The sequence below is a fragment of the Streptococcus mitis genome, assembly GCF_009496285.1.
Classification (GTDB): Bacteria; Bacillota; Bacilli; order Lactobacillales; family Streptococcaceae; genus Streptococcus; species Streptococcus mitis_BP.
The window spans coordinates 28,832-54,813 of the sequence record NZ_WIJK01000015.1 but is presented as its reverse complement, the minus strand read 5'-3'; the positions used below and the strand labels follow the sequence as shown (position 1 = coordinate 54,813).

The 25,982-nt window shown below is 38.2% G+C and carries 23 protein-coding genes; 16 read left to right on the top strand and 7 right to left on the bottom strand.

Features of this window, described 5'->3' with window-relative positions:
* Nucleotides 1-19: 19 nt before the first annotated feature.
* The 4 genes from GEZ89_RS06155 to GEZ89_RS06140 all read right to left on the bottom strand — a co-directional run bounded on the left by GEZ89_RS06155 (nt 20) and on the right by GEZ89_RS06140 (nt 2,943).
* Nucleotides 20-706 carry a histidine phosphatase family protein gene (locus GEZ89_RS06155; RefSeq protein ID WP_228113872.1) on the bottom strand — a complete coding sequence of 229 codons (687 nt, stop codon included), beginning with the start codon at nt 704-706 and terminating at the stop codon, nt 20-22.
* Nucleotides 703-1,188, bottom strand: coding sequence for an aminoacyl-tRNA deacylase (locus GEZ89_RS06150; RefSeq protein ID WP_153225364.1), 486 nt, complete (start codon nt 1,186-1,188; stop codon nt 703-705). Before GEZ89_RS06150 ends, GEZ89_RS06155 begins: the two co-directional genes overlap by 4 nt.
* A complete protein-coding gene (locus tag GEZ89_RS06145) occupies nt 1,188-2,030 on the bottom strand; it encodes a DUF368 domain-containing protein (protein ID WP_153225363.1) in 843 nt (280 codons plus the stop codon). Before GEZ89_RS06145 ends, GEZ89_RS06150 begins: the two co-directional genes overlap by 1 nt.
* A 112-nt stretch (nt 2,031-2,142) precedes the next feature.
* Nucleotides 2,143-2,943: a glycoside hydrolase family 25 protein gene (locus GEZ89_RS06140; RefSeq protein ID WP_153225362.1), complete on the bottom strand. Its 801-nt coding sequence runs from the start codon at nt 2,941-2,943 to the stop codon at nt 2,143-2,145.
* A 156-nt stretch (nt 2,944-3,099) separates the two neighbouring features.
* Between GEZ89_RS06140 and glmU the strand changes: the two genes are divergently transcribed.
* The 8 genes from glmU (at nt 3,100) to GEZ89_RS06100 (ending at nt 10,897) form a co-directional block, all read left to right on the top strand.
* Nucleotides 3,100-4,479, top strand: a complete 1,380-nt coding sequence (gene glmU / locus GEZ89_RS06135) for a bifunctional UDP-N-acetylglucosamine diphosphorylase/glucosamine-1-phosphate N-acetyltransferase GlmU (protein WP_153225361.1) — start codon at nt 3,100-3,102, stop codon at nt 4,477-4,479.
* A gap of 9 nt (nt 4,480-4,488) precedes the next feature.
* On the top strand, nt 4,489-5,052 hold the full coding sequence (locus GEZ89_RS06130; RefSeq protein ID WP_153225360.1) for an NUDIX hydrolase: 564 nt from the start codon (nt 4,489-4,491) through the stop codon (nt 5,050-5,052).
* On the top strand, nt 5,045-5,356 hold the full coding sequence (gene macP, locus GEZ89_RS06125; RefSeq protein ID WP_153225359.1) for a cell wall synthase accessory phosphoprotein MacP: 312 nt from the start codon (nt 5,045-5,047) through the stop codon (nt 5,354-5,356). The genes GEZ89_RS06130 and macP overlap by 8 nt, the downstream gene beginning before the upstream one ends.
* Nucleotides 5,357-5,366: 10 nt before the next feature.
* Entirely contained in the window at nt 5,367-6,062 is a 696-nt protein-coding gene (locus tag GEZ89_RS06120) for a 5'-methylthioadenosine/adenosylhomocysteine nucleosidase (protein WP_153225358.1), read from the top strand.
* A gap of 292 nt (nt 6,063-6,354) precedes the next feature.
* On the top strand, nt 6,355-8,643 hold the full coding sequence (pcrA, locus tag GEZ89_RS06115) for a DNA helicase PcrA (protein ID WP_153225357.1): 2,289 nt from the start codon (nt 6,355-6,357) through the stop codon (nt 8,641-8,643).
* 311 nt (nt 8,644-8,954) lie between these two features.
* Nucleotides 8,955-9,215: a SemiSWEET family transporter gene (locus tag GEZ89_RS06110; RefSeq protein WP_006150712.1), complete on the top strand. Its 261-nt coding sequence runs from the start codon at nt 8,955-8,957 to the stop codon at nt 9,213-9,215.
* Between the two features lie 105 nt (nt 9,216-9,320).
* Nucleotides 9,321-10,022 carry a response regulator transcription factor gene (locus GEZ89_RS06105; protein WP_153225356.1) on the top strand — a complete coding sequence of 234 codons (702 nt, stop codon included), beginning with the start codon at nt 9,321-9,323 and terminating at the stop codon, nt 10,020-10,022.
* Complete coding sequence (locus GEZ89_RS06100) at nt 10,019-10,897, top strand: sensor histidine kinase (RefSeq protein WP_153225355.1); 879 nt, start codon at nt 10,019-10,021, stop codon at nt 10,895-10,897. The genes GEZ89_RS06105 and GEZ89_RS06100 overlap by 4 nt, the downstream gene beginning before the upstream one ends.
* A gap of 40 nt (nt 10,898-10,937) precedes the next feature.
* Here GEZ89_RS06100 and GEZ89_RS06095 read toward each other — a convergent pair whose 3' ends face one another.
* The 3 genes from GEZ89_RS06095 to GEZ89_RS06085 all read right to left on the bottom strand — a co-directional run bounded on the left by GEZ89_RS06095 (nt 10,938) and on the right by GEZ89_RS06085 (nt 13,591).
* A complete protein-coding gene (locus GEZ89_RS06095) occupies nt 10,938-11,699 on the bottom strand; it encodes an ABC transporter permease (protein ID WP_153225354.1) in 762 nt (253 codons plus the stop codon).
* 10 nt (nt 11,700-11,709) lie between these two features.
* Nucleotides 11,710-12,618 (bottom strand): ATP-binding cassette domain-containing protein, encoded by a 909-nt coding sequence (locus tag GEZ89_RS06090; RefSeq protein ID WP_153225353.1) that lies wholly within the window; start codon nt 12,616-12,618, stop codon nt 11,710-11,712.
* A gap of 163 nt (nt 12,619-12,781) precedes the next feature.
* Entirely contained in the window at nt 12,782-13,591 is an 810-nt protein-coding gene (locus GEZ89_RS06085; protein ID WP_153225352.1) for a Cof-type HAD-IIB family hydrolase, read from the bottom strand.
* A 179-nt stretch (nt 13,592-13,770) separates the two neighbouring features.
* On the opposite strand from GEZ89_RS06085, the gene GEZ89_RS06080 reads away from it, so the two are divergent.
* The 8 genes from GEZ89_RS06080 (at nt 13,771) to GEZ89_RS06045 (ending at nt 25,886) form a co-directional block, all read left to right on the top strand.
* The gene (locus GEZ89_RS06080; RefSeq protein ID WP_153225351.1) at nt 13,771-14,436 is read left to right on the top strand and encodes a CPBP family intramembrane glutamic endopeptidase; all 666 of its coding nucleotides are present in this window, start codon (nt 13,771-13,773) and stop codon (nt 14,434-14,436) included.
* Nucleotides 14,437-14,572: 136 nt separating this feature from the next.
* Nucleotides 14,573-17,824: an ATP-dependent nuclease subunit B gene (rexB, locus tag GEZ89_RS06075; RefSeq protein WP_153225365.1), complete on the top strand. Its 3,252-nt coding sequence runs from the start codon at nt 14,573-14,575 to the stop codon at nt 17,822-17,824.
* Nucleotides 17,821-21,465 (top strand): helicase-exonuclease AddAB subunit AddA, encoded by a 3,645-nt coding sequence (gene addA, locus GEZ89_RS06070; protein ID WP_153225350.1) that lies wholly within the window; start codon nt 17,821-17,823, stop codon nt 21,463-21,465. Before rexB ends, addA begins: the two co-directional genes overlap by 4 nt.
* A 16-nt stretch (nt 21,466-21,481) precedes the next feature.
* Nucleotides 21,482-22,660: a hypothetical protein gene (locus GEZ89_RS06065; protein ID WP_153225349.1), complete on the top strand. Its 1,179-nt coding sequence runs from the start codon at nt 21,482-21,484 to the stop codon at nt 22,658-22,660.
* Nucleotides 22,661-22,786: 126 nt separating this feature from the next.
* Entirely contained in the window at nt 22,787-23,284 is a 498-nt protein-coding gene (locus tag GEZ89_RS06060) for a YkgJ family cysteine cluster protein (protein WP_000031465.1), read from the top strand.
* Nucleotides 23,285-23,507: 223 nt separating this feature from the next.
* A complete protein-coding gene (locus GEZ89_RS06055; RefSeq protein WP_153225348.1) occupies nt 23,508-24,551 on the top strand; it encodes a bifunctional glycosyltransferase family 2/GtrA family protein in 1,044 nt (347 codons plus the stop codon).
* The gene (locus tag GEZ89_RS06050) at nt 24,548-25,459 is read left to right on the top strand and encodes a phosphodiester glycosidase family protein (protein ID WP_153225347.1); all 912 of its coding nucleotides are present in this window, start codon (nt 24,548-24,550) and stop codon (nt 25,457-25,459) included. The genes GEZ89_RS06055 and GEZ89_RS06050 overlap by 4 nt, the downstream gene beginning before the upstream one ends.
* On the top strand, nt 25,440-25,886 hold the full coding sequence (locus GEZ89_RS06045) for a hypothetical protein (protein WP_153225346.1): 447 nt from the start codon (nt 25,440-25,442) through the stop codon (nt 25,884-25,886). Before GEZ89_RS06050 ends, GEZ89_RS06045 begins: the two co-directional genes overlap by 20 nt.
* Nucleotides 25,887-25,982 lie beyond the last annotated feature (96 nt).

Sequence of the window (25,982 nt, the reverse complement as noted above, 5' to 3'; positions counted from 1 at the left end):
GGATAGAGAATATCCCTTTTTATTTTGTTCTAAATTCGATTTTTGAATGGAATATCAGATGATGAGACAAAATATTTTTGAAAACAGAAAAAGACAAACACCAAAAATGACGTTTGTCTTCGTTCTGGTTTTTAAAGTCTTCTGTTTCGACAATAGTAACACTGGCATTTGCTAGACCACCATTTTTTCTAAGTAGTGGAGTATCATAGCCTAGAAGAGTTCGAATACTGGCTGTGAGATTGGCTCCGTGACCGACAATCATGACATGTTCAAAAGGTTTGGACTCTAATGATTTGATAAATTGAATGGTACGCTGAGTTGTTTGATAGACAGACTCAGCACCAAACATAGTCGAATCAAACTTCGCTAGATTGGTACGAAAAGCTTTTAATTGCTCGGGATAGATGGCTTCTAAGGTTGCAAATTTTGCTCCTTCAAGTTTCCCGAGTTGCCACTCTCTTAGAGAGGCTATTTCTACTAAAGGACATCTATCTTTCAGTTGACTTTGGATAATTTGAGCAGAAGTTTTAGCCCGAGGAAGATCACTAGAATAAATCACATCAAATGGAGTTTCTTGGAGATACTGACCCAATTTTTTTAAGGTCTCAATGGATTCCTCAAGGAGTGGAGAGTCACCACTTGCTCCTTGAAAACGTCCCTCAAGATTCCAAAGTGTTTTACCGTGACGAATAAAATAGAATTTCATGTGTTACTTGCCTCCAAAATGTCAGCAAATTCAGCTTTAACAAAGGCTGCTAGATCTTTAGGGTTGATAATGATACTATGACCAATCTCCCCTGCGGAAACAATCATTTCATTGAATTTAAGCGCAGTTTGATCGATAAAGATAGGATAGTTATGTTTTTGACGAATCCCAACTGGATTATTGGCACCGTGGATATAGCCTGTTGTCTTTTCGAGGTCTTTTTGTGGAATCATACTGACTTTCTTGTTACCAGAAATCTTAGCCAGTTTCTTTTCAGAAAGATGTTCAGTGATAGGAAGGATTCCGATAATGGGTCCAGTCTTATCTCCCAGAAGGGCTAAAGTCTTAAAAATCTGACTCTTTTCATAACCTTGAGGCATCTCACCTTCCAAGGCATTAATTTGAATACCCGTATGGTTTATTCCTGCCTTAGTTAAAATTTGTTGGACCAAGGTTTTCTTGACTTTTACTTTTTTTGCCATTATTTATACTTATCCTCCAATTGACTCATCCAGATTCCCAACCAAATACCTAGAGCGAAGAAAAAGGCAATGATGACATAAGACACAAGAGATAATCCACTGTAGCTGATGCTTTCAGCATTACCAGCATTTGGAATGAGGATTAAGATTGTACTTGAAAGAACAATTCCGATGATAAAGTGGTAAACACGAGATTGATAAACACGGAGAGCGTAGTCCATAAATTTTGAAAAAATGACAAGAGTAGCAAGTGCTCCAATTCCTATTGGAAGGAAGGTTCCTAACAAATCAAAAGTCTTGAACCCTGTTAACATAGGGCCATAAAGGCCAAGAATCAAAAGAAGATTGGAAGGACTAAGCCCTGGAACCAAAATACCAAGTGCTAACAAACATCCAGCCAGTGTAAAGTTTAGGAAGCTTGCAGATAGAGAACCAACTACAAAATTCAAGGCATAGAGGGCGATACCTGAGATGATGAAGGTTACCCAAAACCATATGTGGTCAACCTTATCTCTATCAGAGTCACGAGTTGATTCTTTGACAAGACTTGGGATGGTACCAATGATAGCTCCAGCAAAACTCCACAATACATAAACTTGATAATTTTCTAAAAGATACTCGATTGGATAGGAGAAAAGTCCAATACCTAGTAGCATCCCAATGCCGACAGGAAGGAAAAAGAGAACATCTTCTTTTAAATTCTTAAAAGGATGGGCAAGAAAACGAATCATTCTTTCATAAATTCCCAAGATAGCGGCAAGAACGCCACCAGAAATCCCTGGTAGAATGAAACCGAGAGCAATAACAATTCCCTTAATAATTTTTGATAGCCATGATAACATAGAAGTCCTCCAAAATTCAGTGTATATTATAAAGATAAAACAGTGGTTTAATATTGAAAAATAAAGAAAAGCAAGCAGAAAGCAATGTCTGACTTGCTTATGGTGATAGTGATTAAGGATTTAAAAATAATTTTCTAAAGGTTTCTTCCTTGTTTTTTGTGGAAGAAATAAGGTTCAAATCCAGATGATTTTCAAAGCCTCCAAGGCTTCCATGAGAGGTGTATTGGTGAAGATCATAGTTAAGATCTGTATTGGGAGCACTCTCGTAGTAACCCGAGTTGGTTCCATAGGACGGTATCCAGATTGCTGAGAAATTCTCCGTACTGATACTATGCTCCTCCATAAAGTAAACACCAACATAGATGCCAATATTTTTTGCACCCAATGAAGCTAATTTAGCACGGAAGGCCTCAACACCCTGGTTCATGTCAGACATAGTCTTGTCTTCAACATCCAACCAATAGTAGCTAGGATTATAGGGAGAAGCAGCATTATAAAAAACTTCGGCAGCTTTTTCCATTTCTTCGACATTTTTACCAGCTACATAGGCATAAACAGCGACTGGAATATTCCGTTTTTGAAATTCTGTGATGTGTTCTTTATAAGCCTTATCAACCCCATTTTTAAATGAAGCATCGTTTTCAACAGAAGCTTGAGCTCCACTATGAACCCGAACGATTGCACCTGAAATATTTTGAGCTAAGGTGTCATAATTGATCTCTGATGGTCTTTGCCAGCCAGAAACATCAATAATCGGCTTGTTGATATTATGTAAAGCTTGAGTTTCTACTTGAACTGGATTTTGCTTTGTTTTGACTGGATGGTCTTCAAACTTGGGTCTATTGATGATTAAAATACCCACAAGAGTAGCTAATACAGTAAAAATAAAAACAGGATTTATTTTCTTTCTCATACTTTTATAGTGTATCGTAAATGGTGAAAAAAATCAAAAAAAAATACTCGAAATCATCTAGAGAATGCGATGTTTTAAAGCATTTGCCCTCTTTTGTGTTTGAAAGAGCAAAAATATGATATAATTAAAAGGAATTTCTATAGAAAAGAGAAAAATATGGCAAATTATGCAGTTATTTTAGCAGCGGGTAAAGGTACTCGTATGAAGTCAGATCTACCAAAAGTCATGCACAAGGTTGCAGGAATTTCAATGCTGGAGCATGTTTTTCGTAGTGTAGGGGCAATCAATCCTGAAAAAACAGTAACGGTTGTTGGTCATAAGGCAGAGCTAGTTGAACAAGTTTTAGCTGGTCAAACTGATTTTGTAAGACAGTCTGAGCAATTAGGAACTGGTCATGCGGTTATGATGGCTGAGCCAATTCTTGAAGGACTTTCTGGACAAACATTGGTTATTGCTGGTGATACACCACTCATTACTGGTGAAAGTCTAAAGAACTTGATTGATTTCCACGTTAATCACAAGAACGTAGCTACAATTCTTACTGCAGAAGCTGAAGATCCATTTGGTTATGGACGTATTGTTCGTAATGAGAATGCTGAAGTGCTTCGTATCGTGGAGCAGAAGGATGCGACTGATTTTGAAAAACAAATCAAGGAAATCAATACAGGAACCTATGTATTTGATAATGCTCGTCTTTTTGAAGCTCTTAAAAATATCAATACCAACAACGCCCAAGGTGAATACTACATCACTGATGTCATCGGCATTTTCCGTGAAGCAGGGGAAAAAGTTGGTGCTTATACTCTAAAAGACTTTGATGAAAGTCTCGGAGTTAATGACCGTGTTGCCCTTGCGACAGCTGAAGGCATTATGCGTCGCCGTATTAACCAAGCGCATATGATCAATGGAGTTAGTTTTGTGAATCCTGAAGCTACTTACATTGACATTGATGTTGAGATCGCTCCAGAAGTTCAAATAGAAGCAAATGTAACCCTCAAAGGTTCTAGTAAGATTGGTGCAGGAACTGTTTTGACCAACGGAACTTATATCGTTGATAGTAGTATCGGAGCAGGAGCAGTGATTACCAATTCAATGATTGAGGAAAGCTCAGTTGCTGATGGTGTTACAGTTGGTCCTTATGCTCATATCCGTCCAGGATCAAGCCTTGCAAAAGATGTGCACATTGGAAACTTTGTTGAAGTCAAAGGATCTAGCATTGGGGAGAATACTAAGGCAGGTCATTTGACTTATATTGGTAACTGTGAAGTTGGTAGTGATGTCAACTTTGGTGCTGGAACAATCACTGTAAATTACGATGGTCAACACAAGTTTAAAACAACCATTGGTAACAATGTTTTCGTTGGTTCAAATTCAACTATCATTGCTCCAGTAGAGCTTGGAAATAATTCTCTTGTTGGAGCAGGTTCAACCATTACTAAAGATGTCCCAGCTGATGCCATTGCTATTGGACGAGGTCGTCAAGTCAATAAGGATGAATATGCAACTCGCCTCCCTCATCATCCTAATAATAAATAGGAGCTAACGATGGAATTCGAAGAAAAGACTATAAGTCGTAAAGAAATCTATAAAGGACCGATCTTCCAATTGGTTCAAGACCAGGTTGAACTACCTTCTGGCAAAGGTAGAGCGCAACGTGATTTGATTTTCCACAATGGAGCAGTTTGTGTCCTTGCAGTCACTCCAGAAAATAAGATTGTCCTTGTTAAACAATATCGCAAGGCGATTGAAAAAGTCTCATATGAAATTCCAGCAGGTAAGCTTGAAATTGGGGAGAATGCAGATCCAGAAGCTGCAGCCCTTCGTGAATTAGAAGAAGAAGCGGCCTATACTGGTAAATTAAGCCTTCTTTATGATTTTTACTCAGCGATTGGATTTTGTAACGAGCGCTTAAAACTTTACTTGGCAATCGATTTGACAAAAGTTGAAAATCCTCGTCCTCAGGATGAAGATGAGACTTTGGAGTTGCTTGAAGTCAGTCTTGACCAAGCTAAAGCACTGATCCAGTCAGGAGATATCTGTGATGCTAAGACCATCATGGCTATCCAGTACTGGGAATTACAAAAAAATAGTGGAGGAACCCATGGGTAAACCTTTATTAACAGATGAAATGATTGAACGTGCCAATCGAGGAGAGGACATCTCAGGTCCTCCCTTGCTAGATGATGAGGAAACTAAGATTTTACCGACTTCTTCTCAAAATTTTGGCTATTCACGAAGCAGAGATCATGGTTTTAGTCAGGATACACTGACTATCGAAGTTGAACCCTCTATTCACAAAAGTCGTCGGATTGAAAATACTAAGAGAAATGTCTTTAATTCTAAATTGAATAAGATTCTATTTGCAGTTATTCTTCTCTTGATTTTGTTAATTTTAGCAATGAGATTTATTTAGGGGGACTATCATGAAAATTGGAATTATTGCAGCTATGCCTGAAGAACTAGCTTACTTACTTCAACACTTGGAGGACGCTCGTGAAGAAAAGGTTCTGGGAAATAGCTATCATACCGGTAAAGTTGGTTCTGTTGAACTTGTACTCGTAGAGAGTGGTATCGGAAAAGTCATGTCTGCAATGAGTGTCGCTATCTTAGCAGATCACTTTCAGGTTGATGCAGTGATTAATACTGGATCTGCTGGTGCAGTGGCAACTGGGATCGCAGTAGGGGATGTAGTGATTGCAGACAAGCTTGCCTATCACGATGTTGATGTGACTGCCTTTGGCTATGATTACGGTCAAATGGCTCAACAGCCTCTCTATTTTGAATCAGACAAAAAGTTTATCAATTTGATTCAAGAGAGTTTGTCTAAACTGGAACAAACTTGGCATTTAGGTTTGATTGCGACAGGAGACAGTTTTGTTGCTGGAGAAGATAAAATCAAAGCGATAAAAGAGCACTTCCCTCAAGTTCTTGCTGTAGAGATGGAAGGGGCAGCTATTGCTCAAGCAGCTCACGCTTTGAACCTACCTTTCTTAGTCGTTCGTGCCATGAGTGACAATGCCAACCATGAAGCATCCGTTTCCTTTGATGAATTTATCGTAGAAGCAGGACGTCGTTCTGCCCAAGCCCTAATGACGCTTTTGCAGTCTATAAAGGATTAATAGAATAATTACTGAGAGTGGGACAGAAATCGGTAATTCGTTAGAATTCGATTTCGTTGTCCCACCTCCGCACAGTTGAGTAGGGTTGTAAAAGCTGATGAAATCAGCGTAGTAGAGCCCACTCAACCACTGCGTCTTGCTCGACAATCCATAGACAATTGAGTGGCTAGGACTTTTGTCCCAGCCTCTTCTTATCTTGTCAACTAAAATAATCAGAAGGCTTCTGAGAAAAGTTATTTTCAAACTTTTTTGATATAATAGAAACATTGACTTGAAGAATAAGGAAGAGAAAATGAACGAATTATTAAAGGGAATGAATGACCGTCAAGCTGAGGCCGTCCAAACAACAGAAGGTCCACTACTTATCATGGCGGGGGCGGGATCTGGTAAGACTCGTGTTTTAACCTACCGTATTGCCTACTTAATTGATGAAAAGATGGTAAATCCATGGAATATCTTGGCCATTACCTTTACCAATAAGGCAGCGCGTGAAATGAAGGAGCGTGCTTATGGACTCAATCCAGCTACTCAGGATTGTTTGATCGCGACCTTCCACTCTATGTGCGTGCGTATCCTACGGCGCGATGCGGACCACATTGGCTACAATCGCAATTTCACGATTGTGGATCCTGGGGAGCAGCGGACGCTCATGAAACGCATTCTCAAGCAGTTGAACTTGGATCCAAAAAAATGGAATGAACGCACCATTTTGGGAACAATTTCCAATGCTAAGAATGATCTGATTGACGATGTGGCTTATGCTACCCAGGCAGGAGATATGTACACTCAAATTGTAGCTAAGTGTTATACGGCCTATCAGAAAGAACTTCGTCAGTCAGAGTCGGTGGACTTTGATGACTTAATCATGTTGACCTTGCGTCTCTTTGACCAAAATCCTGATGTTTTGACTTATTATCAGCAGAAGTTCCAGTACATCCACGTTGATGAGTATCAAGATACCAACCATGCCCAGTATCAATTAGTTAAACTCCTGGCTTCACGCTTTCAAAATATCTGTGTAGTTGGGGATGCAGACCAGTCTATCTATGGTTGGCGTGGTGCTGATATGCAGAATATCTTGGACTTTGAGAAGGATTATCCTCAAGCCAAGGTTGTTTTGTTGGAGGAAAATTACCGCTCAACCAAAACCATCCTCCAAGCAGCTAATGATGTCATCAAAAACAATAAAAATCGTCGTCCTAAGAATCTCTGGACTCAAAATACTGATGGGGAACAGATTGTCTACTATCGTGCTAATGATGAACAAGACGAGGCAGTCTTTGTAACCAAAACCATTGATGAACTTGGTCGAAGCCAAAACTTCCTCCACAAGGACTTTGCAGTGCTTTACCGTACCAATGCCCAATCTCGTACGATTGAAGAGGCTCTGCTCAAGTCCAATATTCCTTATACCATGGTCGGTGGAACTAAGTTCTACAGCCGTAAAGAAATTCGTGATATCATCGCCTATCTGAATCTCATTGCCAACTTGAGTGATAATATCAGTTTTGAGCGCATTATCAATGAACCTAAACGTGGTATTGGACCAGGAACAGTAGAGAAAATCCGTGATTTTGCTAATATGCAAAACATGTCGATGCTTGATGCTTCAGCTAACATCATGTTATCAGGGAGTAAAGGTAAGGCAGCCCAGTCTATCTGGGATTTTGCCAATATGATTCTTGATTTACGGGAGCAACTGGATCAATTAAGTATTACTGAGTTAGTGGAAGCAGTCTTGGAAAAAACAGGCTACGTGGATATTCTCAATGCTCAAGCAACCTTAGAAAGTAAGGCTCGTGTTGAAAATATCGAAGAGTTCCTTTCTGTTACCAAGAACTTTGATGATAATCCAGATAATCAGGAAGAAGAAACTGGCTTGGATAAGCTCAGTCGCTTCTTGAACGATTTGGCCTTGATTGCAGATACAGACTCTGGCAGTCAGGAAACATCAGAAGTAACCTTGATGACGCTCCATGCGGCAAAGGGACTCGAGTTTCCAGTTGTATTCTTGATTGGGATGGAAGAAAATGTCTTTCCACTTAGTCGTGCAGCAGAAGACATGGATGAACTAGAAGAGGAACGCCGTCTAGCCTATGTCGGTATCACGCGCGCAGAGAAAATCCTTTATCTAACCAATGCTAACTCACGCTTGCTATTTGGTCGAACGAACTATAATCGTCCAACACGCTTTATCAATGAGATTAGTTCAGATTTGTTAACTTATCAAGGTTTGGCGCGTCCAGCTAATAGCAGCTTCAAAGCATCCTATAGTAGTGGAAGTGTCGCCTTTGGTCAAGGCATGAGTCTAGCTCAAGCTCTACAAGATCGTAAACGCAACGCAGCACCAAGATCAATTGAATCAAAAGGACTACCTTTTGGACAGTTTTCAGCCGGTTCTAAATCGGCTTCTGGTGAAACCAACTGGTCTATTGGTGATATTGTCCTTCATAAGAAATGGGGTGAAGGAACTGTTCTAGAAGTTTCAGGAAGTGGATCTACTCAGGAATTGAAAATCAATTTCCCAGAAGTCGGCCTCAAAAAACTCCTAGCCAGTGTAGCACCGATTGAGAAGAAGTAAGTTTTCTAAATGAATAAGATTGAGGTTGGGACAAAAGATCCCGACCTCACTTTTTATTAGCAATCAAACTTTGACGCGGTAGCTGATTGAACTTTTTGTTCGTCTTTTAGACTCCAAAAAGCTCCTAATCATCCTCGCGGGGCTGGGACTACGAAATCGAGACTTTGTCTATCGATTTCTGTCCCACCGCCATTTTTATGAATACTCTTATCACAATCTTGTGATAATTTACATTTTCATAACAAAAAGTTTTTTGCTTACACGATTAAAACAAATAGTGTATAATTGAAAATTTTTGAAAGGAGAAGAAAATGACTGAAAAACAAATGAAAACATTAGGTTGGATTGCAACCTTTATGTCTGTAATGATGTATATCTCATATATTCCTCAAATTATGAACAACCTTGCGGGTCAAAAAGGAAACTTTATCCAACCAGCAGTAGCTGCAATTAACTGCAGTCTTTGGGTATACTACGGACTCTTTAAAAAAGAACGTGATATTCCTTTGGCAGCAGCCAATGCACCAGGCATCGTTTTTGGGATTATTACCGCATTGACAGCTTTATTCTAAAACATAAAGTAAACTCTTCTTCGTATCTAGTTATGAAGGAGAGTTTTTCTTTATCCGAAATTCCTAAAAAAACATGATATAATACTATTAGAAAGGTTGGTGTTTATGGCTAGAATACTTATCGTTGAAGATAATAATGAGATTCAAGAAATTTTGAGAACTCTTCTTTCTGAGGAGCATGAGGTGATTCAGGCTTTTTCTGGTACTGAAGGAATGATACGATTTGAACAAGGTGACATTGATCTAATCTTGTTAGATATTATGCTTCCAGGAAAAAATGGCGATCAGGTTTTAAAAGCCATTAGACAAGATAGTTCAGTTCCTGTCATCATGCTAACTGCCCTAAGCGATAAAAAGCTCATCAGCCAATATCTCTTAGATGGTGCTAATGATTATATTGTAAAGCCCTTTGATTTGGATGAAGTTTTTGCCAGGGTTACGGTACAATTACGTCAAAAAAGTGACAAGCAAGCAGCTGAAATCGAACATCCAGACAAGTTGATTCAACAGTTAAAAAATATTCAATTTGATGCAGACAGTTTTGAAATCAAAAATAGCCAGGAAACTATTCGCCTAGCTAAGAAAGAATGTTTGATACTCCAAACCTTGCTGAGACATCCTAAGAAGATTTTTACGAAAGAAGAACTTTATGAATTGGTTTGGGAGGACACTTATTTACCAGGCGACAATACTCTCAACACTCATTTAAGTAATCTCCGTAAAAAACTAAGCCAACTGGATCCAGAGCAAGAGTATATTGAGACTATCTGGGGAGTTGGTGTTCGGTTTAAAGGAGATGAGCAATGATCTACATTTTACTATCTTTGCTACTGATAGTCATTATCGTATTGATAATATGGTTGATTCGTTATCATTTAGCACTCGTGAACTTAAGCCAACAAATCGAAGACAAGATTCATACTGGAAGTATGAAGAGAATAGGAGTGTCAACCTTCTCTAAGGATTTTTTACATCTTTACCAGCAAATCAATCATCTTTTTCAAGAAGTTGAGCAGTCACGCTTGATTATGAAGCGTGAAAAGCAGACCTTGGATATGGCTATCAGCAATATTGCCCATGATATTCGGACGCCTTTAACGATTGCGTCAGGTTATACTCAGCAATTGCTTAAAACAGAAAATCCTGAGTCTGAGAGTTTGAGAAAAATTGCTCATCATCTCAATCAAGTTTCAAAACGCCTAGAGGCTCTTTTGGACTATCGTCGGTTAATGGAAGGAGCAGTGAAACCTAACTTATCTGAGTTAGAAGTTTCAGCTTTTATAACTCAAAAATTACTGACCTATTATGATTCTTTTCAAACGGCAAAGATTAACCTTGATTTGCAAGTAGAACCTGGTTTGTATTTACTGACAGATTCAGATTTATTAGACCGTATGTTACAAAATCTGCTTGGCAATGTTCTAAAACATGGTAAAGATGAAGCGATATTTTCTTTGAAGGAAGTGGACAATCACATCTGTTTAGAAATTGCGAATCTTGTCAAACAACCGATTCGTAAAATTGAAAATCTCAGTCAACGATTTTACTCTGAAAACCTCTCAGATACAGAAGAATCCTCTGGTTTAGGTCTTTATATTACAGAAGAATTATCTCATCTACTTGGTGCAGAACTACAACTAAGTACAGATGGTGCTTGGTTTACAGTTAAAATACTCTTTTAAAACAAGAAAACCTCCTCTTTTTGAACAGAGGAGGCCTTTTTTATAAGCTTTTCTTCTTGAAAACAGCAAGTCCACTAATGTTAAAGAATAGAATAATGGTCACTGTAACAATAATGGTATATAGAATGGACTGACTATGTGCAGTCATGGCATAGGCAAAGTTCAAGGATAAATAGCGCAAAATCTCGATATCTGGAAAGATAAGCATTGGCATTGAAAGTAAGGTAGAACTGATTAAATAGCCAATGAAAACAGCCAAATAAGAATGAGTCACATAGAGAATGAAGGAAATAATAGATAGCCAAGCTAGAATGCAGAGAAATTGAAGAGAAATTGTTAGAAGGAGATTGCCAATAAATCCTTCTGGCATCGTACCAAGACCGTTTAGGATAGTCGCTGGTACGAAAGCAATAACTAGGCTAACAAGAATTTGCATTAGAGCGATACTTGCTAATACTACAGACTTGGCTAGGAAGAATTCTGTGCGAGAAACACCCACTGTCAAACTGTTTTTATAGAGTTTTCCGATAAGATCAACTCCTAGAACTAAGCAAGCAAGGATAATACAGAGGAAAACTAGGTTTGAGCTATTGCTAGAGGTGTTAATAAGGGCTTGTATACCATCCCATCCCTTGCTTGGCAGTTCGGTTTCTGCGTTTGTACTTGTACTGACGGATATGATCTGTCCTGTAGCTCCGAAAGTAGCCCCCATTAACATGAGTGCAAAGAGAACGAGCTCTGTAATCCAAAATCCTTTGGAACGGAAAAGACGGTAAAAGTCTGCTTGAATTGTATGTATCATGGTTTTCCTCCTATTTTACTAATTGTGTGAAGTATTCTTCAAGATTTTGACGAGCATAGTAAATCTCATCCACGTCAACATCTGCTAGAGTAAGTTCTTTGAGAATTCGTTTGACATCTTGTTCATGACTAAAAATATGAATCTCATTATCTGAATTAACGACCTTAAATTCAAGATGCACTTTGTCTTTTAAGATTTGACTAGCTTTTTCTTTTTCACTTGTTTTTAGAACAATATAGTCTTCATTCAGTGTTTCGAATTCGGCCTTACTGATTTCTCTAATGATTTTCCCTTGGTGAAGAATTCCAAAGCGATTTGCAACTAGATAAAGTTCTGACAAGATATGACTAGAGATGAGAATTGTTATGCCTAGTTCTTGATTCAGACGTTGTATCATTTGACGAAACTCTTTGATACCGATTGGATCAAGTCCATTGATAGGTTCATCAAGGATGAGAAAGTCTGGTTTTGATAGAAGAGCAATAGCAATGCCTAGACGTTGTTTCATCCCAAGAGAGAAATCTCGAAAAACTTTTCTACCTGTATCTGTTAACCCTACATACTTTAACGTTTCTTGAATAACTTGGTCAGCATTTGGGATATGTCGAATAGTACAATAATATTTAAGATTTTGATAGGCCGTTAAATGATTATGAGCTACTGGAGATTCAATGACTGAACCTACTCGAGATAGGGCTTTTGTGCATTCCTTATAACTTTGACTGGAAAAGAGGGAAATGGTTCCATGGTCAGCAGATAATAATTGGGTAATGATTTTAATCAGAGTGGTTTTACCAGCACCATTCTTTCCGATAAGCCCATAGATATCTCCTTCTTTTACTGAGAGATTAAGATCTTGTAAAATGGGTTGTTTGCCAAATTGTTTGGACAAGCCATGGATTTCGAGGACTGTTTTCATAGTTTTCTCCTTTAACCTTTAAGATGTTTTATTTTTATAACTCTAGTATAAAGCATAGATATCAAAGAATCGTCAAGCATTTCTAAAGTGTTTCTAAAGTTTTTAAGTTTCTAAAAATAAAAAGCCCAGTTGGCTAGAAATGCTAGTTGACTGGGCTTATTTTCTACAAAATATATTTCTCAATAGCGCGTGCAACACCATCTTCTTCATTGCTAGCAGTTACGGCATCAGCGAGAGATTTGACATAGTCGCTAGCATTTCCCATGGCAATCCCAAGCCCTGCAAATTCTAACATCTCAATATCGTTATTGGCATCACCCATGGCCATGATTTCAGAAGGTTTGATATCCAAAATCTCTGCCAAACGAGAAAGAGCAGAAGCTTTTGTGGTACCGAGTGGCATTGCTTCATAGATAACTGGTTGTGAACGAACTCCGCTAAATCTCTGACAAAGTTCATCAGCAAATCGTTGTTCAAAATCATCTGTTTGTTCTTTTGTACCTAAGAACATACCCTGGAACATGCGATATTTACCACTGGTAGCTTCCTCTAGTGAAATTTCAGTCAGGTCAGAAAAGACAAGTGAGGCATCATATTGAACGATAGGATTTGGTTCGCCTCCGAGAACGAAGTAGTGTTCCTCGTCAAAGAGAGTCAACTGAACTTCACTATTTTCTGCAAGTTCATTCAGGTATTCAATGTCTGATTTGCTAAGTTCTCTCCAGTCAACCAGTCCCCAATCACTAGTTTGGTGGGTAGAACAACCATTGTTGACAATAACGTATTCATTCTGCAAATCAAGACCGAGTTTCTTGTAGTAGGGAAGAACTCCAAAGAGAGGTCGACCAGTACATAGAACCAGTTTCACTCCTTTATCGATAGCCTTATGAATGGCATCAATATGAGCCTGAGGGATTTCCTTGGCTTCGTTGAGTAGAGTTCCATCCATATCAAGAGCAAGTAATTTAATCATAGTAGTTCCTTTTCACGTATTTTGTCTATATTATAGCATATTTTGGATGAAATAAGGATTACTATGTCAATTTAGGACGTTTCAATTACAATTCATGATTGGAAGAAGCTTTTTTGCAAATATATGCTATACTAAACTCGCCATATACTGATAGTGGATAAAAAAGCAGAGGGTTTATCATGAAAAGAAGAACAGTACAGATTTTACTAGCTTTATTAGTAATTATTTATAGAAAGACATGGTTTTGGTGGATTTTTAATCACTTTTCAGCTAGATTTGTAGCCGCTAGTCGAGAATTTTTTCAGATTCTTGCTTTTTTAGAGTTTAGCGTTACTTTTCTAGCTATTCTATATTTACTAGTATTTGAAGGTAAGAAAATTCTTGAGTTGAAGTGGAAATGGAGATATCCAGTTTATTTGCTTCTTGCTTATGGTGTCAATTATCTTTTAGATATTGCATTGTCCTTTTTAACCCCAGCAACGTCCAATCAAATCGCTTTAAATGAATTGACAGAGATGACAGGGCGACAAGAGTTACCTTATCTTTTACTTATTGTTTGCCTGCTAGGACCAATTACAGAAGAATTGGTATATCGAGGAGTTCTGATGAATACATTTTTGAAAGATTCACCTTGGTATGGAGATGTTTTACTATCAGCTTGTGTCTTTGGCTATGTGCATGTCAGTTCAGGTTTAACACCACTCGCCTTTTTCACCTATGCAAGTGGAGGAACGATTTTAGCATTGCTCTACCGAAAAACTCACTCTCTCTATTATCCCATTTTACTCCATATCATGATTAACATTACAGCATTTTGGGAATTATGGATTCTCGTATTTTCATGAAGCTAGTGCTTATCAATCAATGCCGGAAATTTCCGGTATTTTATTTTTTATCAGTAGTTTAATAACTCTCTATTTATAGGATTAGCAGTCAAAAAATGGTATAATGAAAGGTAATGAAAAAACAGACGAGGCAGAGATGAAACTACTTTATACCGATATTCGGACTTCTTTGACAGAAATCCTAACCAAGGAGGCTCAAGGACTGGTTGCCCAAGGTAAACGAGTCTTTTACATAGCTCCTAACTCTCTTTCTTTTGAAAAGGAACGTGCCGTGCTGGAGTACTTGAGTCAGCAGGCTTCTTTTGCCATAACAGTCACGCGCTTCGCTCAAATGGCTCGTTATCTGGTTTTAAACGATATACCCGCGAAGTCAAGTCTCGATGATATCGGTCTTGGTATGGCTTTCTATAAATGTCTATCCGAGATTGATCCTAAGGATTTGCGTGTTTACGGGGCTATTAAACAAGATCCGCAATTCATCCAGCAACTGATTGAGATTTATCACGAAATGACAACTGCAAAGATGAGTTTTTTGGACTTGGAAAGTCTGGCTGACGCTGATAAACGCTCTGATTTACTCTTGATTTTTGAAAAAGTAACAGCTTATCTGAATCAAGGTCAAGTTTCGCAAGGAAGTCAATTATCGTATCTGATCAATGCTATCGAAGAAAATAAAGTAAGCAGTGATTTTAGTCAGATTGCCTTAGTCATTGATGGTTTTACTCGTTTTTCTGCAGAAGAGGAACACCTGGTTGATCTGCTCCATCGTAAGGGTGTTGAGATTGTCATTGGTGTATATGCGTCTAAGAGAGCCTATACTAGCCCTTTTAGTGAAGGGAACCTCTATCAAGCCAGTGTTGAGTTTTTGCATCATTTAGCCTTTAAATACCAGACCAAGGCAGAAAATGCTTGTCAAGACCATGAGAAACTTGATGCCTTTGCCAAGGCCTCAAAATTACTGGAAAGTGCTTATGATTATTCTGAAATTAGTTTAGATGTGAATGACGAAGATAGAAAAGACTTGCAAATCTGGTCTTGTCTGACCCAAAAAGAAGAGTTGGAGTTAGTTGCTCGTAGTATTCGTCAGAAATTGCACCAAGAGCCAGAACTTAGCTATAAGAATTTTCGTATCTTACTCGGAGATGTAGAGTCTTATAAACTGTCTCTGCAGACAATTTTTAATCAATATCAAATTCCTTTTTATCTAGGTAAGAGTGAGTCTATGGCTCATCATCCATTAACGCAATTTGTAGAATCCATCGGACGTTTGAAACGATACAATTTCCGTCAAGAAGATTTGATTAATCTCTTACGCACTGGCTTGTATACTGACCTTAGTCAAGAGGAAATCGATAGCTTTGAGCAATATCTTCGTTATCTAGGTATTGATGGTCTTTCTAGTTTTAAACAAGAATTCACAAAAAATCATCATGGGAAATTTGATTTAGAAAAATTAAATAAGCTTCGTGTTCGTGTTCTAAATCCACTAGAAACTTTATTATCTAGTCGTAAGCAAAAAGCTGAGAATCTTCTTGCAAGATGGAGCAACTTTTTGAAAGATGCTTATTTGACCAAGCAATTACAAACCTTATCTGCAACGATGGAAGTAGCAGAGCAAGAAAGACAAGAGGAGGTCTGGAAAGCATTTTGCCACGTAATGGAGCAATTTGCAACTGTATTTGAAGGTTCTCAGGTCAATTTGGATGATTTCTTAGCTCTTCTTCATTCAGGTATGAGCTTGTCAAATTACCGTACAATTCCAGCAACAGTAGATACTGTCCTGGTGCAGAGTTATGATTTGATTGCACCCTTGACAGCTGATTACATCTATGCAATTGGTTTAACTCAAGATCATTTGCCCAAAATTGCTCAGAACACCAGTTTGTTGAGCGATGAAGAAAGAGAATCCTTGAATCAAATGACTCAAGAAGGTTCTCAATTACTGATTGCAAGTCAAGAAAACCTCAAGAAGAATCGCTATACTATGCTTTCTTTGGTCAACTCTGCTAGGAAGCAATTAGTCTTATCAGCACCAAGTTTACTCAATGAAAATGAGAGTAAAGAGTCAGTTTATCTGAAAGAATTGCAGGACTTTGGTTTTAGCAAGATTGAAAAGAGAATTGATCGAAAAAATCTATCGAAAGATGACATTGGTTCTTATCACAGTCTTTTGTCTAGTCTGGTTGCCTATCATCAGCAAGGTGAGATGGAGACAAGCGACCAAGACTTAACCTTTGTCAAGGTTTTGGCTCGTGTGATGGGTAAAAAGTTGGAAGGCAAAGGTTTGGAAAATCCAGTTTTACCAACAAGTCCAAAGAGCAAGACTTTAGATTCTGAAACTTTGAAAGCCTTGTATCCTGAAGATCAAGATTTCTATCTATCTACTTCTGGACTAACGGAGTTTTACCGTAATGAATATAGTTATTACCTTCGTTATGTATTAGGCTTGCAAGAAGAATTGCGTCTGAAACCTGATGCTCGAAGCCATGGGAATTTCTTGCATCGTATCTTTGAGCGGGCATTGAAAATGCCGAGCGATGAATCCTTTGATCGTCGTTTAGAACAAGCTATCTCTGAAACCAGTCAAGAACGTGAGTTTCAAGCTATTTATCAGGAGAGTTTGGAGGCTCAATTTACTAAGGAAGTCCTCTTGGATGTCGCACGCGCTACTGGACATATTCTTCGACATAATGCGGATGTTGAAACGATTCAGGAAGAGGCAGTCTTTGGTGGCAAGGAACAAGCCTTTATTCAGCTAGGTAATGGTCGAAATCTCTATGTTCGTGGTAAGGTTGACCGAATTGACCGTCTAAAATCAGATGGAGCTATCGGTGTTGTAGATTATAAGTCTTCTTTGACTCAGTTCAAGTTCCCTATGTTTTATAATGGTCTTAACTCGCAATTACCAACCTATCTAGCTGCCCTCAAGCAAGAAGGGAATAGAGACTTCTTTGGAGCTATGTACCTAGAAATGGCTGAACCAATTCAGTCATTACAAACTGCTAAAACTCTTTCTAAGGCAGTAGCAGAAACGAATAAGACTATGAAATACCAAGGCCTCTTTCTTGAAAAAGAGATGCAACACCTTGGAGAGTTCTACAATAAAAATAAGACTTATCAGTTGTCAGATGAGGAATTCCAGTTATTGTTAGACTATAATGCCCTTCTCTACAAAAAAGCGGCAGAGAAGATTTTATCTGGTGAATTTGCGATCAACCCTTATACAGAAAACGGTAGAAGCATTGCACCCTATGTTCAACAATATCAAGCTATTACAGGTTTCGAAGCCAATTATCATTTAGGTCAGGCAAGATTGTTAGATAAGGTTGCTAAAAGTAATGATAAGGAAACATGGTTTAATAAAATTAGAGAGGAGTTGGAGCGATGAAATTTTTATCCCAAGAAGAGATTGAAAAGTTGCAAATAGAAGAAGCTAATTCTGACAAGAAACCAAAGAAAACTGCTGAACAAATTCAAGCTATCTACAGTTCCAGTCAAAACATTCTGGTCTCAGCATCAGCTGGCTCAGGAAAAACCTTTGTCATGGCTGAACGAATTCTTGATCAACTAGCGCGTGGTGTAGAAATTCGCCAACTCTTTATCTCAACCTTTACGGTAAAGGCAGCAACCGAGTTAAAAGAACGCTTGGAAAAGAAAATCAGCCAACAAATCCAAGAGACACAAGATTTGGAACTAAAAAAACACCTCGGTAGACAATTAGCTGATTTACCCAATGCTGCGATTGGTACCATGGACTCTTTTACGCAAAAATTCCTGACCAAGCATGGTTATCTCCTTGACCTCGCTCCAAACTTTCGTATCCTTCAAAATGAAAGTGAGCAGCTTCTCTTAAAAAATGAGGTCTTTCGTCAAATTTTTGAAAGTCACTACCAAGGCAAAGAACAGGAACGATTTAGTCAGTTGGTGAAGAACTTTGCAGGTAGAAGCAAAGACGCGCGTGGACTGCGTAAACAGGTCTATATGATTTATGACTTTTTGCAATCCACTAGTAATCCTCAGGCTTGGCTACAGGAATCTTTCCTAAAAGGTTTTGAAAAGGCTGATTTTACGGTTGCTAAAGAAACCCTTGCAGAGGATATAAAAGAAAGACTTTGGGATTTAGAAAGCTTTTTCCGTTATCATTTGGATAATGATGCCAAGGAATTTGGCAAAGCAGCTTATTTAGAATCTGTCCAACAAGTTTTAGATGAAATCGGAGCTTTAACCAACGAATCAACTTTTAATCAATATCAAGAAGTTTTAGACCGAGTTGTTAGTATCTCTAAGGATAAGGGAGGTCGTGCTCTTACAAATGCTAGTCGTAAGGCCGAACTGCAAGACTTGAAAGAAACTTACAACCAAGAGAGAAAAGCAAAAATTGAAAAGTTGATTGCACTCAATGATCAAATCACTTTACTAAAATTCCAAGAAGATTATCATCAAGATTCCTGGGACTTGGCAAAGACTTTCCAAGTATTCATGAGGGATTTTGTTGATGCCTATCGACAACGGAAGCGCGAAGAAAATGCCTTTGAATTTGCGGATATTAGCCACTATACCATTGAAATTTTAGAAACCTTCCCACAGGTGCGTCAAGAGTATCAGGAACGCTTCCACGAAGTTATGGTCGATGAATATCAGGATACCAACCACATCCAGGAGAGAATGCTGGAACTCCTCTCAAACGGTCATAATCGTTTTATGGTAGGAGATATTAAGCAGTCTATTTATCGTTTTAGACAGGCAGATCCCCAAATCTTTAACGAAAAATTTCATAGATTTGCTCAAGATGGCAAAGAAGGTCAGTTAATTCTGCTTAAGGAAAATTTCCGTAGTAGTTCAGAAGTTCTAGATGCTACAAATGATGTCTTTAAGCATCTTATGGACGAGGAAGTTGGGGAAATTTCATACGATGGTATGCATCAACTTGTTTTTGGAAATACTGATATTCAAGTAAATCCTGAAAACAAGGCAGAAGTTCTCTTATATGATAAGGATGATAGCGATTCTGATGATGAGGAGGAACTTGCAACCAACAAATTAACTGGTGAAATGCGCATGGTGCTTAAGGAGATAATTCACCTTCATAATGATAAGGGTGTACCTTTCAAGGACATGGCTCTCTTAACTGCCAGCAGAAGTCGCAATGACCAAGTCCTACTTGCCTTGTCTGAGTATGGTATTCCAGTCAAGACAGATGGCGCCCAAAACAACTATCTACAATCTTTGGAAGTGCAGGTTATGTTGGATACTCTCCATGTTATCCATAATCCTCTGCAAGACTTTGCTTTAGTAGCTCTCATGAAGTCTCCTATGTTTAGCTTTGATGAAGATGAATTGGCTCGTCTAGCTCTTCAAAATTCTGAGGATAAGGTTCAAGAGAACTTTTATGAAAAACTAGTCAATGCTCAGGAGAAAATTGGTCTTCAAAAGGATTTAATCAAAGCTGAATTACAAAAGAAGCTAGGCTTTTTCATGGAAACCGTTCAAGATTGGCGTTTGTATTCCAAAACACATTCACTTTATGATCTTATCTGGAAAATTTATAGCGACCGCTTTTACTATGATTATGTTGGTGCTTTACCAAATGGTCAGGCTAGACAGGCTAACCTATATGTCCTAGCACTACGAGCTGACCAGTTTGAAAAGAGTAATTTTAAAGGCTTATCACGTTTCATAACTATGATTGATCAAGTCTTGGAAGCCCAGCATGATCTTGCCAATGTCGCTGTGGCACCACCTAAGGATGCTGTAGAACTTATGAGTATTCATAAAAGTAAGGGCCTAGAGTTTCCTTATGTCTTTATCCTTAATATTGATCAGCAATTTAACAAGCAAGATTCTATGTCTGAGGTCATCCTAAGTCGAAGAAATGGCCTTGGTCTCAAGTATGTTGCTAGAGTTGCTACAGATGCCAAAGAGGAATACGTTCCATCTACTATTAAATTATCTATCCCTAGCTTGACCTATACGCAAAACGAAGAAGAACTTCAGTTAGCAAGTTATTCTGAACTAATGCGTTTGCTTTATGTGGCTATGACGCGAGCTGAGAAAAAATTATATTTAGTTGGAAAAGGTTCTCGTGAAAAGTTAGAATCTAAAGAATATACGACAAATGGGCAAGGTCTTTTGACTCGAGAAACTAGACTAGACGCTACTAATTTCCAAGATTGGATTTGGGCCATTTATCAAGCATTTTCTAAGGAGGATTTGCATTTCACTGTGCGCTTTGAAGGTGAAGAAGGCCTAACCAAAGAAGCTATCGGAGAATTGGAAAATAAAAGCCAGCTCCAAGACCAATCCCAAGCAGATAATCGCCAGTCAGAAACCATCAAAGATGCGTTGGAAATGCTAAAAGAAGTGGAAGTGTATAATCAAGTCCACCGTGCAGCAATCAATCTTCCAAGTGTACAAACCCCTAGTCAGCTTAAAAAATTCTATGAACCTGTCATGGATATGGAAGGTGTAGTAGTAGCTGGTCAAAGTCAACTAAAAGAAAGCACTGTTCAATTCAACCTTCCTGATTTCTCTAAAACTAAGAAAGTTGCTGGTGCTGAGATTGGTAGTGCTACCCATGAACTCATGCAGAGAATTAATCTAGCTAAGAAACCAACTTTAGAGACTTTAACAGAGGCTTTAGAGCAAGTTCAAGTAAGTTCAGCTGTCAAATCCAAAATCAATCTAGGAAAAATTTTATCCTTCTTTGATACAGCTCTCGGTCAAGAGATTCTTGCAAATCAAGATAAACTCTATCGAGAACAACCTTTCTCAATGTTAAAAAGAGACGAGAAGAGCCAAGAAAACTTTGTTGTCCGTGGAATCTTAGATGGTTATCTCCTCTACGATGATAAAATTGCTCTCTTTGACTACAAGACAGACCGTTATGAGCATGTTAGTCAGCTTGTTGAATGCTATCGAGGACAATTAAACCTCTATGCAGAGGCTCTATCTCGTTCATATCAGATAGAAACAGTTGAAAAATATTTGATTCTACTTGGTAAAGACCAAGTAGAAGTCGTTAAACTTTAAAAAGAAAGGAGACATCATGTCCATTCCTGTTAGAAAAAACTTATATGATGCAGTTTTAGAGGCCTCTAAAGCCGATACTTGGGAACAAGCTACCAAAGAGTGGAGTGAAGTTTCCTTGATTTTTAATGGAATCGGTCGAAGCAATTGTGTCTGCGGTAATGCTATTAAGTATGCTTATGAACTTTTTAACGGAGTTACTGGCAAACGACTTTTTCCCATTGGGAGTGACTGTGTGCGTCATTTCCAAAGAATTAGCCTAGATCAACAGCTAGAAGAGGAAGAAAAACTTCTCAGAAAGCTTGAAAATCTAACCAGAAAGGCCCAGAAAAAAGAAGTCATTCGAGTTAATAAAACGGATTTTGATGAGCGACTAATCAACTGGCTATGGGAAAAGGGAGCTTTTAAGTCAAATCGAGGTAATCAATTTTCACCAGAAAAAGATTATCAACTCTTTTTGGAAGTTTTTCAAGGTGGAAGTTGGAGTAGGGCAGAGCCTTTGAAGAAAGCTCGTATGGAAGAAGTCCTTGAAAAATTTATCAAACCCTTTCTACTTGGAAAATCTGACGATCAACTCTATCTTGTTAAACTAGGAAAAGAAAAAATTGACTATGAGCAGGAACTTCGCATCAAGGCTGAAAAGGAGCGAAAGAAGCGAGACAAGATTGCTAAACAATACGCGGATAATCTGGTTCTAGCAATGGGACCAGCTGAACGTGCCTATCAGGATTACTTTGGATTGAGCGAAACACTGACACTAGAGGAGCGCCAGTGGGAAAAAATTCTCTTTGGTAAAAATCGGACAGAACGTTCTATCAAATCAAAACAGTACCAAAGAGAACTCGAAAAGGATCAACGCATTGCTAGTCAAGATCCTCTTGAAAGAAAACAAAAGCAAGTCTGGTTGCTTAACTCGTATTTTAAGGATATACCCGAAGAAAAAGCTCGCTTTTCCCGACTTCTAATCATGCATCGAAAAACCGGAGAAATTCCATTTTCAACTGACTATCTCTCTAACACTTTGTTTGACTTTTTCTACAAAATGAAGGCTTTTGAATTTGAAATAGCACCTGATCAGGTACGTGATTTTCTAAAGGAATGTTTAGATGCGGAGAATCTATCGTCCGCACAAAAATCTTGGATAGAAGGCATTTTAACCAACTGCATCAAACCTTTTTTAGAAAGAATGATAGTATAGCGGTAGTTTTCGTCCTGCATGGAGAGACTCATTATTGTTAAAATTATGTCTCTAAATCATTTGACATAATTTTATTTATGTATAAAACAAAATGTTTGTATCAACATTAAAAATTAGAAAGAAACTATGTCAAAAGAAATCGATATCGAATATTATCACCAACTAGCCTTGCAAAAACAAAAAGAGCATCGTAAGTTTTTAGGAAATCTAAAGAAGAAAGCTCCTAAAAATTTAGATAAAATTGCGCTTGAAATCCATCAAGAAGTTTTTAATGAAATTGATTGTACAGCCTGCGCTAACTGCTGCAAGAGTCTTGGTCCAGACTTTAAAGAAGCAGATATCACACGTATTGCCAAGTATTTTAAAATGAAATTGCCAGCCTTTGAAGCTGAGTTTTTGCAGGTAGACGAGGATGGAGATAAGGTTTTCAAATCTATGCCCTGTCCATTTTTAGGTGGCGATAATCTCTGTTCCATCTACGACGTCCGTCCCAAAGCCTGTCGTGAATTTCCACATACTGACCGTAAGAAGATTTACCAAATCAATAATCTTACTATTAAAAATACTCTAACCTGCCCCGCAGCCTATCTCTTTGTTGAAAGATTAAGAGAGAAAATAGACTAAGTACTCTCATTGTATGATAAGATACATCCTCAAATACAGTTGCTATTTGAGGATTTTTGTATATTTATTTTTATCTGAAAATTCAAACTAAATTTCTTATTAAGTGATAAGTCCTTTTTAAAGCTTAAAGTTTTTTAAACTTTTTCTTAAAGAAAACTGATATAAGGTATCTTTAAGCGATGTTCTGTATAGTTATACCATCATCAAAGAAAGAGGTATCGATATGAACTACATAGTCATTCCAGCTTATCAACCAGATAATAAACTTATCAAACTCATTGAAAAAATTCACGAAAAGAGTGATTTTCATATCTTAGTCATAGACGACGGCAGTTCATCAGAGTGCCAAAAAATCTTTGATAAAGCAAAACAATTTGCTACTGTCATTCGTCACCAAGTGAACCAAGGTAAAGGGCAGGCTCTAAAAACAGCCTTTACTTATATTCAAGAACAAAACATTTATGGTACGGTTGTCACAGCAGATGCGGATGGACAGCACAAGGTATGGGATATTTTCCGCACGGCTAATAAAGCTTCCGAAAATCCAAACAAGCTAATCTTGGGTGTACGTGCCTTTTCTGGAAAAGTTCCCCTTCGTAGCCGTTTTGGTAACAGCTTAACTAAAGCTCTCTTTAAGCTTCAAACAGGAGTAGGAGTAACAGATACGCAAACTGGACTTCGTGCATTTACGACAAACTTGATACCGTTTATGCTTAAGATTGAAGCTCAACGTTATGAATATGAAATGAATATGTTGCTCGAAGCAACAAAAGAATACGAGATTCTAGAAGTGCCTATTGAAACTGTCTATATCAACGATAATGAGGCTTCACACTTCCGTCCAATCCAAGACGGGCTCATGATTTATAAAAATATCTTTAAATTTGCCTTATCATCTCTTAGTAGCTTTGTTGTAGACTATGTCGTTTACGCCCTAGCAATCTTGATTTTGCCGACAGTTCCGACGAGTCTACGAATCTTTCTAGCAAACGGAGTTGCTCGTGTGACTAGCTCTATTTTCAACTATTCTACAAATAAGAAACTAGTCTTTAAAAATGACGATAGCCTTGTGAAAACAGGGATGGGATACTTTGGTCTAGCAGTTGGACTCTTTGTCTTAGACACGCTACTGATTCGTCTCTTCTTTACAGTCTTTGGTATCAACCTTCTGATTGCTAAAGTTATCGTCGGCATTCTTCTCTTCACTGTCTCTTGGACAGTGCAGAAGAAATTCATCTTTAAGGAAAGGACATCAACTGTATTATGAAATTTTTAAAGAAACGCTATGCTTACGCCTCAGTTCTTGGTCTACTCTTGACAGGATCCTTTAGTTACTCAATGCTAAAGACCTTTGTCCTTGCTGAAACTATCTCGACAGTTGCCACAACGAGCACAAGTTCCAATGCTGCAGCAGCAAGTCAAGCTGCTAAAACGGCTACTGTCACTGACTCTAGATATAAAGATGACAATATTTCTGTTAATTTGTCTGAAACGACAGTCAATAATACCCAAGTCTACGTTGCTGATATTACTCTGAGCTCATCGGATTATCTGAAAACTGCCTTTGCTCAAAATGCCTACAGAACTAACGTAACTGCAAAAACCTCTGTTACCGCAGCTGACAACAATGCCATTTTAGCGGTAAATGGGGACTACTATGGAGCAAACTCTACAGGCTATGTTATCCGTAATGGAGTTGTTTATCGTGATACTGTTCGTGAAGATTCTAGTAATGGGGACTTAGCTATTTATAAAGACGGCTCTTTCAAGGTCATTTACGAAGATCAAATCTCAGCTGAGCAACTAGTAAATGACGGTGTTGTCAATCTCTTGGCTTTTGGACCAGCCTTGGTCGAAAATGGTGAAATTGCAGTTGATACCAATACAGAAGTAGGACAAGCAATGGCTTCAAATCCTCGTACAGCTATTGGTATTATCGATGAAAACCACTATATCATCGTGGTTTCAGATGGACGTACCTCTGAAAGTGAAGGTCTCTCTCTTTATCAGCTTGCTGAGGTCATGAAATCTTATGGAGCAAAAACAGCCTACAACCTTGATGGTGGTGGATCATCTACACTTTACTTCAACGGTCAGGTTATCAATAAACCAACGACTGGAGGAAACAAAATTTCAGAAAGGGCGGTGAGTGATATTGTCTACATCGGTTACTAATCTTGGCAAAAAACGTTTTAAGAAAACAGTCATTTCTTACACACTAATCACTATTTTCTTCTTTGCATTTTCTAGAATTTACGAAGCATTCAGCTTTGGAGAAACTTCTGTTCATATGCACTATCTATTTACTGCACCTCTTGTAGGGGGGATTCTACTAGCAATCTTTCTCAAGGTTCTCCCTCATTTCTCTCGTATTAGTCTAAATCTATGGAATTCGGCAGTAGCGATTATTACAGCGGGTACACTTTTCCGTGGTATTGTCAACCTTTCAGGACGCTCAACAACCTTGGATGCACCCTACTGGTATGTTGGGATTGGGTTTGGAATACTAGCGATCTTCACTATTTTCATCAATCCAAACCTTTGGAATAATTCTGCTAAAGCAACAAAAACAAATCGCAAAGAAGTCTATAGTCAGGTATAATGTTATAAAAAAGTAGTCGTTCAGCTGATGTTCGACTACTTTTTATTGACTTTTATTTCTCAAATATTGTAGAAATATTACAAGTTCTTTTCTTCT

Bases quoted from the DNA above. Each gene is read 5' to 3' on its own strand.
- GEZ89_RS06155 (WP_228113872.1), bottom strand. From the start codon at position 706: ATGAAATTCTATTTTATTCGTCACGGTAAAACACTTTGGAATCTTGAG.
- GEZ89_RS06150 (WP_153225364.1), bottom strand. From the start codon at position 1,188: ATGGCAAAAAAAGTAAAAGTCAAGAAAACCTTGGTCCAACAAATTTTA.
- GEZ89_RS06145 (WP_153225363.1), bottom strand. From the start codon at position 2,030: ATGTTATCATGGCTATCAAAAATTATTAAGGGAATTGTTATTGCTCTC.
- GEZ89_RS06140 (WP_153225362.1), bottom strand. From the start codon at position 2,943: ATGAGAAAGAAAATAAATCCTGTTTTTATTTTTACTGTATTAGCTACT.
- glmU (WP_153225361.1), top strand. From the start codon at position 3,100: ATGGCAAATTATGCAGTTATTTTAGCAGCGGGTAAAGGTACTCGTATG.
- GEZ89_RS06130 (WP_153225360.1), top strand. From the start codon at position 4,489: ATGGAATTCGAAGAAAAGACTATAAGTCGTAAAGAAATCTATAAAGGA.
- macP (WP_153225359.1), top strand. From the start codon at position 5,045: ATGGGTAAACCTTTATTAACAGATGAAATGATTGAACGTGCCAATCGA.
- GEZ89_RS06120 (WP_153225358.1), top strand. From the start codon at position 5,367: ATGAAAATTGGAATTATTGCAGCTATGCCTGAAGAACTAGCTTACTTA.
- pcrA (WP_153225357.1), top strand. From the start codon at position 6,355: ATGAACGAATTATTAAAGGGAATGAATGACCGTCAAGCTGAGGCCGTC.
- GEZ89_RS06110 (WP_006150712.1), top strand. From the start codon at position 8,955: ATGACTGAAAAACAAATGAAAACATTAGGTTGGATTGCAACCTTTATG.
- GEZ89_RS06105 (WP_153225356.1), top strand. From the start codon at position 9,321: ATGGCTAGAATACTTATCGTTGAAGATAATAATGAGATTCAAGAAATT.
- GEZ89_RS06100 (WP_153225355.1), top strand. From the start codon at position 10,019: ATGATCTACATTTTACTATCTTTGCTACTGATAGTCATTATCGTATTG.
- GEZ89_RS06095 (WP_153225354.1), bottom strand. From the start codon at position 11,699: ATGATACATACAATTCAAGCAGACTTTTACCGTCTTTTCCGTTCCAAA.
- GEZ89_RS06090 (WP_153225353.1), bottom strand. From the start codon at position 12,618: ATGAAAACAGTCCTCGAAATCCATGGCTTGTCCAAACAATTTGGCAAA.
- GEZ89_RS06085 (WP_153225352.1), bottom strand. From the start codon at position 13,591: ATGATTAAATTACTTGCTCTTGATATGGATGGAACTCTACTCAACGAA.
- GEZ89_RS06080 (WP_153225351.1), top strand. From the start codon at position 13,771: ATGAAAAGAAGAACAGTACAGATTTTACTAGCTTTATTAGTAATTATT.
- rexB (WP_153225365.1), top strand. From the start codon at position 14,573: ATGAAACTACTTTATACCGATATTCGGACTTCTTTGACAGAAATCCTA.
- addA (WP_153225350.1), top strand. From the start codon at position 17,821: ATGAAATTTTTATCCCAAGAAGAGATTGAAAAGTTGCAAATAGAAGAA.
- GEZ89_RS06065 (WP_153225349.1), top strand. From the start codon at position 21,482: ATGTCCATTCCTGTTAGAAAAAACTTATATGATGCAGTTTTAGAGGCC.
- GEZ89_RS06060 (WP_000031465.1), top strand. From the start codon at position 22,787: ATGTCAAAAGAAATCGATATCGAATATTATCACCAACTAGCCTTGCAA.
- GEZ89_RS06055 (WP_153225348.1), top strand. From the start codon at position 23,508: ATGAACTACATAGTCATTCCAGCTTATCAACCAGATAATAAACTTATC.
- GEZ89_RS06050 (WP_153225347.1), top strand. From the start codon at position 24,548: ATGAAATTTTTAAAGAAACGCTATGCTTACGCCTCAGTTCTTGGTCTA.